Raw genomic sequence first — 11596 nt, 5'->3', positions numbered from 1 at the left:
GTTCTCCTTTCCTTTTCGTGGACCCGGGCAGCTGTTCGAGACTCAGCCGCGGCTGCGTAGCGTCGTGTGCAATTGGTCGAACACGTACTTCGCCACTTGGCGCAGATGCTGCTCGCCCAATTCACCGACGACCTCCACCTCGACCGGAAAGTGGTAGGCGGGCTCGTCCAGCTCATCCGCCCATTCGGCGGGTTCGGCGGTCACGGTTACTCGATTCCCGGCTGCAGGCACATGCAGGTGAAGGTCGCCTGCGGGACGCCGTCGATGACGACATTGCTCGGGTTGGCCGAGGTGATGATGCACCTGCCGAACTTCAACGCCTTGAAAGACCAGTCGGTGCCGGTCTTTTCGGCAACGACGACCTCGAACTCCTTGCCGGTCACAGCAAGCTGGGTCAACTCTGCGACCACCGCGGCGAACGCCTGCACAGTCATCGTGAAAGTGAAGGTCTGTGGTTGCCGCACGTAGCCGAGGTTGTCCGCCTCGACGCTGTGCACCACCGTGTGCGGCACATTGAAGGTGGGCGTGAACTGGGAGATCGGACTGATCACCGTGCTGCCCAGACGAACTTCGAGTCGGGTATTCCAATTGGCCATTGCTCTGTCCTCGGATCCGCGGATCAGCCGCTAGTTGAATTTCAGGTTGATGTGGATGCGGTGCATCGCGCCCGCGTATTCGACGCTCGCGAGAACCTGCGCGACGCGGTTGGTGTGGGCGTCGTGGACCGCCTGCACCTGAGCCGGGGTCAGCGTCGCCGGGTCCGCGTCGAGCAGACGCAACACCGGAACGGTGAGCTGGTAGCCCTCCAGCACCCCACCGGCGACCAACGGGTTCAGCACCGCCTCCATCTGGACGATCAACGCTCGCAAACCCGAGCGGCTGATCCGCAGATTGCCGATCGAGCCGATCAGCCGGGCCTCGAGCCGGAAGGTGACGTCGTCGAGCGTGCGCTGCACATCGATGAACTTCAGTTTGTTGCGATTGCCGGTGTAGCCCTCGCCGAGGTAGGTGCCCCCGCCAGGGAGCAGCACAGGTGAGGTCAACCAGACGACGCCGTTGCCCGCGATACCGGAGGGGACCGCCGGATTCGTCTCGTCCTCGCCGCCGTTGATCGCGTCGATCTGCGCGCTGCTGAACGGAACATTGTTGATCGCAACCTGTTTGAGAATCATCGAGGTGTAGGGCGGATAGCCCGCGATGGTGCCCGCCACCGCGCTCGCCGCGTCCTCATCGCTCTGGTGCGCCACGTAGACCATGCGGTCATCGACCAAGGTTCCTGCCACCAACGTCGGCGCGGCCACACCCTTCGTCAGCATCGCGACCCCCATCCGCGCCTTGCCGTCGCCCGACGCGGATGTGGTGACCACGTGGTCGCGCAGTGCGGCAATGGCTCCGCCGGGCTTGGCGGAATCGGCGGTCAGTGGCGTATTGGCAAGCACCACGAACTGAACATCGAGCGCTTCGGCAGCGGTGAGCGCATCGGCGACGGTCCCCTGCTTGATGCCCCACAGCCGGCTCGGGCTCGGACTCTGTGCCATCGCGGTGATCAGCGACTTGGTCAGTGCCGACGGCGCCGCGGCGTCGGCACTGAACTCCTTTCTCACCTGGGCCGGCGAGGTCACCTCGACCGGGACATTCGCCGTACCCGCCGTCCCGTCGCCGACCACGACCATGTTCCCGGTCGGTCGGACCGCTGGTGAAAAACTGTCGAATGCGGGAAAGACCCGCACATAGTGAAGTGCCATGGAGAACTTCTCCTAGTTGGGGAGGTGAATGGATCAGACGGTCCGCTGATAGTCACGGCTGGTGGTATTTGGTCCGCAACTTTTCGCGGTACGCTTCGATTTCCTCGCGCGACATACTGATTCGCGGAAACGGCCCGGCCGGCGGCTGCTCGGTCAGCTCGTCCTCCAGGTCTGCCGCCCGAGTTTGCTTTTGTGTCATTTTTGCTCCTTCATGTTTTCGACCGTTCATTCAGGCGAAGACGGCAAGTACCTGCTGGCTCGCAAAGAATGCGATGACCTGTTCCGTCGTAAATCCGCTGCCCGCAATGGCTTCCACGGGGAAGATCACCAGCGGGGCGATGGCCGAGGTGATCTCGGCGAAGTCTCGGTCGTGGCGCTCGTCGACCACGGGTCCCTGCGCGGCCGCCATCTGGCGCACCTCACGCAGCGCGGCAGTGAGGTCGATGCTGTCGCGAATCAAGACGCCGATCCGCAGTGGCAACCGTCGCGAGCTCGCCGGATCAGCCGGATCGAACACCGGCGCAGGCGCGAGCTCGGCCTCGGCGAGCAGGTGGTGGAAGGCGCGGCGTAGCTCGTCGACAGTGGTCATGCCGTTTTCCCGCATGAAGGCATCCAGATCCAGATAACGGAACTTCGCCTTGAACTCGTCGAGCGTGGCGAACTCGCCCACCTCGCCGATCCGGAACGAAGCAAGCTCGCCGGGGTCGATCTCGAGCACGACTGTGACGGACAGATCCGCGACGACGTCGATCCACCTCGGCGCGGCGCCGTCGCTGCCGACGATGTCGACATCGGTACGAATGTGGCCGGGCATGGTCTGGGTCCAATTACCGGTCCGACGCACGACGGGGAAAATCGGACGCGCGCATTCGAAGGTTGCGACGTCTACTGCCGTCACATCGTGAATCACCGCGTACGGCAATTGATAAACCGCGGCGAACAGGGTTCTGATTCGAGTGCGCCCCGTATCACTCGCCGGGAATACAACATCGCGAATCCCTGCACCATTCGCGAGGCGAAGCAGAATAGTGTCGACTGGATTACCCACGCATCACCTCCCAGTTCCGTAGGCATTGCTCCTCGAACCGGTAACCGTGATCGCCTTGTGGACCCCGATCGGCTGCGATTCGATATGACCGATCGTGCAGCCGGGCGACCGACGAAGGAAGCAATCGGTTCGCACAACGAACTACCCGGTCCAACCAACGAACCCGCAGTAGGGACACAGGTCACCGCAGGCGGCCACGCGAGACAGAAGCAGCACAGAGGAGAAGCAACGCCGGTACAAGACGTTGGGACCAACTCGGCCAAAGCCGCACGGTCGCGCAGTTGGAAACCCTGTTACAGGTGCAGCTCCTGGACCGCAGTTCGCGGCACGTCGAATTGTCCAGCGCGGGCAGGGAATCCAGCACAGGTCGCCGTCACACAGGGCAGCGTCGACATCGCAGTGGTGCGCGCGAAGGGGACCGCGCGGGGACCGCATACCGTGCATCTGTTCGACGAGATGCGCGTAGCCGCCTGCTCGACATCGTCAGCGGCACCACCGAACCATCGCCGCCGACAACTACGGGCGGAGCTGACCCCGCAGCCGCACTGCGAAGCACACACAGGGTTTCGCGCGGTTTCAGAACTGGCTGTGCAGGGAGTCGAAAGTGAGGATGCGGCCCCCGAGCAGGATCTGGGCACCGGCGGCCAGGGTGGTCAGCTGGTTCGGCATGGCGCGGAGCCATTCCTGGTGGCCGGGCATGCGAATGTAGGTGCCGTTGGCCGAGCCCTGGTCGACTACGGCTACATCCCATTCGACCAGCCGAACCTCCATATGCGCCCGCGACATCGCGCCCGAGCTGTCCGGCAACCGGATCGGCCGCGCACCGCGCCGCACCGCCTCGGCAAGTTCGGGTTCCCGCCCGAGGACGATGTCGTTGTCGAGTACGAACGACGTACCGTCATCGAGCATGAGCAACCCAAGCGGTGGCCGCACTCCTTCGGTCAACACGCAGGTCAACTGATCCATCCGAATCCCACACACCGCGCAGAACGACACCCGCGGATCGTTCAAATGCTGCCGCGAACACATGAACCCCCGAACAACGGCCCTACCACTGCCCGGCCCAGATGCCATCCCATTTTCCAGTGGTGCAACGGGCTCCGGTACACCGATCTCGGATCTTTTCTGGAGCCCGACTCGCCGCCGCTCCCCGGCAGCCGAAACCGGCCCCCTCGGCGGTAGATTTCCCACGCCCATCGCGGACGCACGCTCCCAGGGTGCCGCCTTCCCCGCCGATCCGCCCCCGATCGGCGGCTGCACCGCACCACTGTCCGGCTGCGGCGCGACCTCACCTTCGGACCGATTCGCTACCGGACCGACCAGGTCAACCGGCGGCCCCAGGAGTTCGCCCTGTTCCGCATCCTCGACCCGGACCGTCGACACCACTCTCACTGCTTCCGTCCATGACGCGTCCTGCGGCGACCCGACCCCGACTCCGCCGATGTCTGATCCCGCCGGCCGGATGCCAGCGGGCTGCAGCGCGGCCGATACACGAGGAGCTGACGCGTGCGCCCCGAACCACAGCACTGCCCCGGACCCGGGCACCGTTCCCTCGCCGAGTCGGGCGATACCGCGGCTCGGTAACTCGGACACCGTCGCCGCGTCCTCGTCCACGAACAGCCCGATGCCGATAGCGGGTGCCGGAATCACCACACGGTCGACCGTGAATCCCGCATCCCTGCCATGCAGTACTTCCGCGCGACCCGAGGTCTCCAGCACTGCCGTCACACCGCCGTGCAGAAATAACGCCACTCCCGCCGTGCTCGGTGTGATCACCCCGAATTCGACCTGGTCCTCCTCGTCCAGGCCCATCAACCAGTTAGTGGCAAGTCGTGCAAATCTGCGTCCAGTGCGTGGTTGCTCCTGCGCGCCTGCCTCGCGCACCAGCTCGAGCAGGGCGGCTAGCGTCTGCGCCGCAGCCGATTCGGCTTCGGCCCCCGCATCCGACCGGTGTGCGACGACCAAGACGACGCCGCCACTGTTCGTGATCAGATGCGTTCCGCCCGACAGCACCTCGAGCTGCGGACTCACAAGAACCGCCCACCCTGGAACCGCCAGCGGTGGAATACCACGCGCATCGGCCCGTTCACGACGAGCCAGAACACGATCCACGTCACGATGAACTGGATGAGGAATGCTGTCGGTGACGGATGCAACGCGCGCGGCAGCACAATGGTCGTATGGTCTACGAGGACCCACATCAGCGCCGCCTCGTTGATCACGGTCCAGAAGCCGAGCAGCGTGGGCCAGTCCTTCTCCCACCGGAATTGCTGCAGAAAGTGGTAGAGCAATTCCCACAATACGCCGAGGAGCACGGTCGCCAGCAGCACCGACAACGTCACCCGATAGGCATTGCCGAGTGACAGCGATCCGGTCGGCAAGACCGGCGTAAGGATCACCGCGACCAGCAAACCGATAACGCCGAGCACGAGTATGCGGGTCTGAATCCGCCCGCTCAAGGTAAGCAGCATCGATCAGATCTTCTTGTTCGCCGCCCACAACCACCATTGCCGAGTCGACCGCAGCGGCCCCATCCGCCGGCAGAAACCCAGCGCCGCAAGATCGTCCGCGATCTCCTGCGCCGCGATCTGCAATCCCAGGAAGGTGTCCACTCCCGGAAACGGTCCACCCAGCGTCGCACTACCTGATGCATAGATGCGTCCGCTGCCACTTCGCGTGCCGATCAACTCGAACGTGGTCGCCACATCCATGCGCCCCACCGGATTACGACCGGCACCGGCATGATCCAGCAGATCCGCCAGCAACCGATGTTCGCGCACATCGGCCTCCAGCCCGGTGCAGTCGATTATGTAATCGGCCGAGATGTCGAAGGGCTGGGTAGGCGGCGGAAACGGCAGCGCCGCAGTGGGATCCGGCACGATCGTCGTGATCACCCCGCCCTGCCCCCGCACAGGCCGCAGATCGCGCGCACTGCCCGCCATCACCTGGTACCACCCCTCCTTACGCCCGCGCCGCAGCTGCTCCTGCCAATTCGAGCGCACCGGGGTGTTGGTCCCGCCCATCTCCTGGTAGGCCTGCGCGCGTTGCTCCCCTTGCAGCGTACGCATTTTCGCCTTGAGCTGGCCGCCCCATACCGACTTCGGATAGTTGAATCCCTGATACGACCATCCGTGGCCGCCCTTGCGTCGACTGAAAATATTCGGTCCGTGCGCGGCGGCCACATAGTGCCGAAACAAATGCAGGATCTCGGTGTTCAGCCGCAGTTTGTCCCGGTCATCGATGAGCCGTTGCAGCACCCGACTGGCCACGATCCCGCTGCCGCGGATCATCACCTTCCCCGGCCTGCGCTGTAGTGCCTGATAGACGTGCTCATGCGGTTCATACGCATTGACCACGCGCGTCGGATCCCGGTACTTCTCCCGATATTCCTGCAGATCCGGCAACAACTTCAGACCCGGATAACCCACGCCCACATGGACGTATGTACTGCGAAAGGCGATCCGCTTGGTCGGGGCCGCACCGGCGGGCGGAGTCAGGACGCTGAAATACCCACCGCCATAGCGTTTGCGCACCATGCGCACATGCCCTTTGTGCAACGAACCCGCATATCCGATCCGATGGAACTCCCGTTCCATCGCGACGAACGCCTGCCCCGCCCTGGGCGTGTAGTAATTGCTGAAGATCGGCTCGGTGAACACATTCCACAGCGGTCGGATCGTTTTCTCCGCGACCGCCTCGCGCACCGCATAGGACGGAAAGCCCCAGATGTTATCCGGCATCGAAGCCGAGTCGCTGCGCAATCGCTCCCCGCGCGGAATCTGCGACACCCGCGTCAGATACTCATAGGACGACCACGGCACCTCCTGCGGCCCGAGCACCGCCATCGCTGCCGCCGCAACGCCGTAGATCCGCAAGGTGTCGTAGGTGACGAAGGAACCGATCCCGCTGCCGATGGTCACGAACGGAACATCCACCACCGGAATGCCCGCCCGGCCCACCATCTCGTCGGTCCACACGTCGGTTTCGACGAGTTCGCGCGTGATATCTCCCCGCATTTTCGGGATGCTACCGGCCGAAACTTAGCAACCGCTTTCGATTACCTTGCCCCCGCACGCATTCCACGCCGCCGACCGGCGACAACACGACGCGCTGAGCAATCTGCGCCAACCTGCCACGCCGCACCCCCGCCCCGACGTACCATCCCTGCGTGGCCGACGCGATTCGTTCCACCCCACTGCGGGTCCTGGTCTACAGCAACGACGCCGATACCCGGCGTCAAGTAATGCTGGCACTGGGTAGACACCCGCACCCGGAGCTGCCCGCTTTCGAATACCTCGAGGTGGCGACCGCGCCCGTGGTCATCGAGCAGATGGATGCGGGCGGTATCGATCTGGCCATCCTGGACGGGGAATCCGCCCCGGCGGGTGGGCTCGGTATCGCCAAACAGCTCAAAGACGAGATCGACCAGTGCCCACCGGTTCTGGTGCTCACCGGTCGCCCCGACGATGCCTGGCTCGCGAACTGGTCGCGCGCCGAGGCCGCCGTGGCCCATCCGATCGATCCGATCCGGCTCACCGAGGCCGTCGTCGCGGTTTTACACAACCGACCGGCAGCCTGACCTCATCTTCCCCATCCGTCACATCGTGCCCGCGCCCCCAGGACGCGGGCACTTCGATGTCACGTGACAGCGCAATCACTTAGCGATCCGACGGGTCGGATTACCCCCGATTCAGTCATAAATAGCAGTCCCGTTTTCGATCAAAGACCCCAATCGAATAAACGGTCGAACCGTCGCGTCAGTTGTAGGCTGTGCCGTAGCTCACATGAGCGCGGGCCTCGATATGACAGCCCCGCGCGGTGCGAGCAGGCCATGAGGCGAGTCTGACCGAGGCGGACAACGACGTCAGCCCGCCTCGGAAGCTGCCGTCATGATTCCGACGCCGACCATCACATCCCCGGGCCGCTGTCGGGGGACATGACGCCCAACCGCCAGCTACAGCTCGCAAGGAGGGGAAGTGCAGTCGTGAATATCGAGATGCCCACTCTGGTCCTCGGCGCGGTCGCCGCCGCGTTCGCGGTGTTCTCCGTCATTCTCTCGGCCTTGGTCGGCCCCAAGCGCTACAACCGGGCCAAACAGGAGGCCTACGAGTGCGGCATCGAACCGACACCGCACGCCGTCGCGGGTGGGCCGGGAAACGTTACCGGACAACGATTTCCGGTGAAGTACTACCTCACCGCCATGCTGTTCATCATCTTCGATATCGAGATCGTGTTCCTGTACCCGTGGGCTGTCCACTTCGATGCGCTCGGTCTCTTCGGTCTCGCCGCGATGGCGCTGTTCATCTTCAACGTCTCGGTGGCCTACGCCTACGAATGGCGCCGCGGCGGTCTCAGCTGGGACTGATCGCCCATACGCACTGGTCCACAAGGCATTTCGCCGCGTCGGGCCGTACGCACAGTGGAAGTGAGAGTTAGTCGAACATGGGTCTCGAGGAAAAACTGCCCAGCGGCTTTCTGCTGAGCACGGTAGAAGATTTCGCCGGATATCTGCGCAAGGGCTCGCTGTGGCCGGCCACCTTCGGGTTGGCCTGCTGCGCCATCGAGATGATGGCCACCGGCGCAGGACGTTTCGATATCGCCCGCTTCGGAATGGAGGCGTTCCGCGCCTCACCGCGGCAGGCCGATCTGATGATCGTCGCGGGCCGGGTCAGCCAGAAGATGGCACCGGTACTGCGTCAGGTATACGACCAGATGACCGAACCGAAATGGGTGCTGGCCATGGGCGTTTGCGCGTCCTCGGGCGGCATGTTCAACAACTACGCCATCGTGCAGGGTGTGGACCATGTGGTACCGGTCGATATCTATCTGCCCGGCTGTCCGCCGCGGCCGGAGATGCTGTTGAACGCAATCCTGACGCTGCACGCGAAGATTCAGCAGATGCCACTGGGCGTCAACCGCGAGGAGGCCATCCGTGCCGCCGAAGCGGCGGCGCTGGCCTCCACGCCGACCATCCGGATGGAGGGTCTGCTGCGATGACCTTCGACTCCCCCGAAAATACCGAATCCACGACGCCGCAGGAGTTCGTCGACGCCGCGGCCACCGCGGGCCCGGAAGGCACACCGCCGGAAGCGGATTCGCCGTCGGCCGAGGTGATCGGCATGCGTCGCGGCATGTTCGGTGTCACCGGCTCCGGCGACACCTCCGGTTACGGCCGCCTGGTCCGTCCGGTGATACTGCCCGGTAGCACCCCAGCCCCGTACGGCGGCTACTTCGACGAGGTCGTCGCCGAATTGCAGGCCGCGCTCGGCGCGGTCCGCGCGAGCTGGGAGACCGTCATCGAAAAGGTGATCGTCTTCCGCGGTGAACTCACCCTGCACGTGCGGCGCGAACATCTGGTGACGGTCGCCAAGGTGTTACGCGACTACGCCGCATTGCGTTTCGAGCTGTGCCTCGGCGTGAACGGCGTGCACTACCCGGACGACGAGGGCCGCGAATTGCACGCGGTCTATCACCTCATGTCCATCACCCACAATCGGCGCCTACGCGTCGAGGTCTCCGCACCCGACGCCGACCCGCATATCCCGTCGCTGTTCAGCGTGTACCCGACCACCGACTGGCATGAGCGGGAAACCTACGACTTCTTCGGCATCGTCTTCGACGGCCACCCATCGCTGACGCGCATCACCATGCCCGACGACTGGCGTGGCCACCCCCAGCGCAAGGACTACCCGCTCGGCGGGATCCCGGTCGAGTACAAGGGCGCGCGTATCCCGCCGCCCGACGAGCGGAGGGCGTACAAGTAATGAACGACATCGACACCCGGCCCGGCGTCCACAACGACACCGGGCCCGAACCCGCTGTGGTCACGGTGGCAGGCCAGGACTGGGACGCGGTCACCGAAACCCTCGACGGCGCGGGTGAGGAACGCATCGTCGTCAATATGGGTCCACAGCATCCGTCCACACACGGGGTGCTGCGGCTGATCCTGGAAATCGAGGGCGAGACGGTCACCGAGGCCCGCTGCGGCATCGGCTATCTGCACACCGGCATCGAGAAGAATCTCGAATTCCGGAACTGGGCGCAGGGCACCACCTTCGTCACTCGGATGGACTATCTGTCGCCGTTCTACAACGAGACGGCATACTGCCTCGGCGTCGAGCGACTGCTCGATATCGAGGACCAGATTCCCGAGCGCGCCACCATCGTGCGCGTCATGCTCATGGAGCTCAATCGGATCTCCTCCCATCTGGTCGCGCTGGCGACCGGTGGTATGGAGTTGGGCGCCCTCACCCCGATGTTGTTCGGCTTCCGGGAACGCGAACTGGTTCTGGATGTCTTCGAGACCATCACCGGGCTGCGCATGAATCACGCGTACATCCGGCCCGGCGGTCTAGCTCAGGATCTGCCCGACGACGGCGTCACCAAGGTCCGTGAGCTGCTGAAGCTGTTGCCCAAGCGGCTGCGCGATATGGATCATCTGCTCACCCAGAATCCGATCTGGAAGGCACGCACCCAGAACATCGGCTATCTGGACCTCGCGGGCTGCATGGCCCTCGGCATCACCGGTCCGGTGCTGCGTTCGACCGGTCTGCCGCACGATCTGCGCAAGGCAGCGCCGTATTGCGGTTACCAGAACTACGAATTCGATGTGCCCACGACCACCGGCTGTGACTGCTACGGCCGCTACTGGATTCGGGTCGCGGAGATGAAGGAGTCACTCAAGATCGTCGAGCAGTGCCTGGACAAATTGCGGCCGGGTCCGGTGATGGTGGACGACAAGAAGCTCGCCTGGCCCGCGGATCTGCAGCTGGGTCCGGACGGGCTCGGCAACTCCCCCAAGCACATCGGCCGCATCATGGGCACGTCCATGGAGGGGCTCATCCACCACTTCAAACTCGTCACCGAGGGCATTCGGGTCCCGGCGGGACAGGTGTATGTGGCGGTGGAGTCGCCGCGTGGCGAACTCGGTGTGCATATGGTCAGCGACGGCGGCACCCGCCCCTATCGGGTGCACTATCGCGACCCCTCGTTCACGAATCTGCAAGCGGTGGCGGCGATGTGCGAGGGCGGAATGGTCGCCGATGTGATCGCCTCCGTCGCCAGCATCGACCCGGTGATGGGCGGAGTTGACCGATGACCGAGATCCTGTTGAAGCTGTCCACCCGGCCGCAACCTTTCTTGCCGTTCGTGCGCGAGCGATTGGAGGTCGATGCCAAGGAGATCATCGCCCGCTATCCGGAGCCGCGCTCGGCGCTGCTACCGCTGCTGCATCTGGTGCAGTCCGAGGAGGGCTGCGTCACCGGAACCGGCATCGAATTCTGCGCCGAACAGCTCGGGCTGACCGGTGCGGAGGTCACCGCGGTGGCGACCTTCTATTCGATGTATCGGCGCACCCCAACCGGCGACTATCACGTCGGTGTCTGCACCAACACGCTCTGCGCGGTGATGGGTGGCGATGCCATTCTCGAAACCCTGCAGCGCCGGCTCGGCATCGGGCACGGCGAGACCTCGGCGGACGGGTCCATCACCCTCGAGCACATCGAATGCAATGCGGCCTGCGATTTCGCGCCGGTGGTGATGGTCAATTGGGAGTTCTTCGACAACCAGACACCGGAATCGGCTGCCGCACTGGTGGATTCGCTGCGCCGCGGCGAGCAGGTGACACCGACACGCGGTGCGCCACTGTGCACGTTCAAGCAGACCGCGCGCATCCTCGCGGGCTTCCCGGACGAGCGCCCCGGGGTGCTCGACGGTGCGGCGGGCGAGGCGACGCTGGCCGGTCTGCGGGTTGCCCACGAACAGAATATGCAAGCGCCGGAACCGAAGCCGGGCGAGGAGTGAA

Annotated in this window: 14 protein-coding genes; 6 read left to right on the top strand and 8 right to left on the bottom strand. The window is 64.4% G+C overall.

Going from position 1 to position 11596, the window contains the following annotated elements:
- Nucleotides 1–42: 42 nt before the first annotated feature.
- The 8 genes from ACQPYR_RS19760 to ACQPYR_RS19725 form a co-directional block, all read right to left on the bottom strand.
- Nucleotides 43–204 carry a hypothetical protein gene (locus ACQPYR_RS19760; RefSeq protein ID WP_433634285.1) on the bottom strand — a complete coding sequence of 54 codons (162 nt, stop codon included), beginning with the start codon at nucleotides 202–204 and terminating at the stop codon, nucleotides 43–45.
- Between the two features lie 2 nt (nucleotides 205–206).
- The gene (locus tag ACQPYR_RS19755) at nucleotides 207–596 is read right to left on the bottom strand and encodes a hypothetical protein (protein ID WP_433634283.1); all 390 of its coding nucleotides are present in this window, start codon (nucleotides 594–596) and stop codon (nucleotides 207–209) included.
- Between the two features lie 30 nt (nucleotides 597–626).
- Nucleotides 627–1745: a hypothetical protein gene (locus ACQPYR_RS19750; protein WP_433634281.1), complete on the bottom strand. Its 1119-nt coding sequence runs from the start codon at nucleotides 1743–1745 to the stop codon at nucleotides 627–629.
- A 52-nt stretch (nucleotides 1746–1797) separates the two neighbouring features.
- Nucleotides 1798–1944 (bottom strand): hypothetical protein, encoded by a 147-nt coding sequence (locus tag ACQPYR_RS19745; RefSeq protein ID WP_433634279.1) that lies wholly within the window; start codon nucleotides 1942–1944, stop codon nucleotides 1798–1800.
- Nucleotides 1945–1974: 30 nt separating this feature from the next.
- Entirely contained in the window at nucleotides 1975–2643 is a 669-nt protein-coding gene (locus ACQPYR_RS19740; protein WP_433634277.1) for a hypothetical protein, read from the bottom strand.
- A 726-nt stretch (nucleotides 2644–3369) separates the two neighbouring features.
- Nucleotides 3370–4824, bottom strand: coding sequence for a hypothetical protein (locus tag ACQPYR_RS19735; RefSeq protein WP_433634275.1), 1455 nt, complete (start codon nucleotides 4822–4824; stop codon nucleotides 3370–3372).
- Nucleotides 4821–5264 carry a hypothetical protein gene (locus tag ACQPYR_RS19730; RefSeq protein WP_433634273.1) on the bottom strand — a complete coding sequence of 148 codons (444 nt, stop codon included), beginning with the start codon at nucleotides 5262–5264 and terminating at the stop codon, nucleotides 4821–4823. Before ACQPYR_RS19730 ends, ACQPYR_RS19735 begins: the two co-directional genes overlap by 4 nt.
- A 3-nt stretch (nucleotides 5265–5267) precedes the next feature.
- The gene (locus ACQPYR_RS19725) at nucleotides 5268–6809 is read right to left on the bottom strand and encodes a hypothetical protein (RefSeq protein ID WP_433634271.1); all 1542 of its coding nucleotides are present in this window, start codon (nucleotides 6807–6809) and stop codon (nucleotides 5268–5270) included.
- 152 nt (nucleotides 6810–6961) lie between these two features.
- Here ACQPYR_RS19725 and ACQPYR_RS19720 point away from each other — a divergent pair, with 152 nt between their 5' ends.
- The 6 genes from ACQPYR_RS19720 (at nucleotide 6962) to nuoE (ending at nucleotide 11595) form a co-directional block, all read left to right on the top strand.
- Entirely contained in the window at nucleotides 6962–7372 is a 411-nt protein-coding gene (locus ACQPYR_RS19720) for an Rv3143 family two-component system response regulator (protein ID WP_433603209.1), read from the top strand.
- Nucleotides 7373–7789: 417 nt separating this feature from the next.
- The gene (locus ACQPYR_RS19715; protein WP_371856371.1) at nucleotides 7790–8158 is read left to right on the top strand and encodes an NADH-quinone oxidoreductase subunit A; all 369 of its coding nucleotides are present in this window, start codon (nucleotides 7790–7792) and stop codon (nucleotides 8156–8158) included.
- 77 nt (nucleotides 8159–8235) lie between these two features.
- Entirely contained in the window at nucleotides 8236–8790 is a 555-nt protein-coding gene (locus tag ACQPYR_RS19710) for a NuoB/complex I 20 kDa subunit family protein (protein WP_040690435.1), read from the top strand.
- The gene (locus ACQPYR_RS19705) at nucleotides 8787–9557 is read left to right on the top strand and encodes an NADH-quinone oxidoreductase subunit C (RefSeq protein WP_433634269.1); all 771 of its coding nucleotides are present in this window, start codon (nucleotides 8787–8789) and stop codon (nucleotides 9555–9557) included. Before ACQPYR_RS19710 ends, ACQPYR_RS19705 begins: the two co-directional genes overlap by 4 nt.
- Nucleotides 9557–10891, top strand: a complete 1335-nt coding sequence (locus tag ACQPYR_RS19700) for an NADH-quinone oxidoreductase subunit D (RefSeq protein ID WP_433634267.1) — start codon at nucleotides 9557–9559, stop codon at nucleotides 10889–10891. The genes ACQPYR_RS19705 and ACQPYR_RS19700 overlap by 1 nt, the downstream gene beginning before the upstream one ends.
- Nucleotides 10888–11595, top strand: a complete 708-nt coding sequence (nuoE, locus tag ACQPYR_RS19695) for an NADH-quinone oxidoreductase subunit NuoE (protein ID WP_433634265.1) — start codon at nucleotides 10888–10890, stop codon at nucleotides 11593–11595. Before ACQPYR_RS19700 ends, nuoE begins: the two co-directional genes overlap by 4 nt.
- Nucleotide 11596 lies beyond the last annotated feature (1 nt).

Source organism: Nocardia sp. CA-120079 (assembly GCF_050955745.1).
Taxonomy (GTDB): Bacteria; Actinomycetota; Actinomycetes; order Mycobacteriales; family Mycobacteriaceae; genus Nocardia.
The sequence above is the reverse complement of the archived record's forward strand: the minus strand, read 5'-3'. Positions and strand labels throughout refer to the sequence as shown.

What these genes read in the sequence shown, in the direction of transcription:
- ACQPYR_RS19700 (WP_433634267.1), top strand. Translation starts at nt 9,557, where the DNA reads ATGAACGACATCGACACCCGGCCCGGCGTCCACAACGACACCGGGCCC.
- ACQPYR_RS19755 (WP_433634283.1), bottom strand. Translation starts at nt 596, where the DNA reads ATGGCCAATTGGAATACCCGACTCGAAGTTCGTCTGGGCAGCACGGTG.
- nuoE (WP_433634265.1), top strand. Translation starts at nt 10,888, where the DNA reads ATGACCGAGATCCTGTTGAAGCTGTCCACCCGGCCGCAACCTTTCTTG.
- ACQPYR_RS19745 (WP_433634279.1), bottom strand. Translation starts at nt 1,944, where the DNA reads ATGACACAAAAGCAAACTCGGGCGGCAGACCTGGAGGACGAGCTGACC.
- ACQPYR_RS19710 (WP_040690435.1), top strand. Translation starts at nt 8,236, where the DNA reads ATGGGTCTCGAGGAAAAACTGCCCAGCGGCTTTCTGCTGAGCACGGTA.
- ACQPYR_RS19705 (WP_433634269.1), top strand. Translation starts at nt 8,787, where the DNA reads ATGACCTTCGACTCCCCCGAAAATACCGAATCCACGACGCCGCAGGAG.
- ACQPYR_RS19750 (WP_433634281.1), bottom strand. Translation starts at nt 1,745, where the DNA reads ATGGCACTTCACTATGTGCGGGTCTTTCCCGCATTCGACAGTTTTTCA.
- ACQPYR_RS19725 (WP_433634271.1), bottom strand. Translation starts at nt 6,809, where the DNA reads ATGCGGGGAGATATCACGCGCGAACTCGTCGAAACCGACGTGTGGACC.
- ACQPYR_RS19730 (WP_433634273.1), bottom strand. Translation starts at nt 5,264, where the DNA reads ATGCTGCTTACCTTGAGCGGGCGGATTCAGACCCGCATACTCGTGCTC.
- ACQPYR_RS19715 (WP_371856371.1), top strand. Translation starts at nt 7,790, where the DNA reads ATGCCCACTCTGGTCCTCGGCGCGGTCGCCGCCGCGTTCGCGGTGTTC.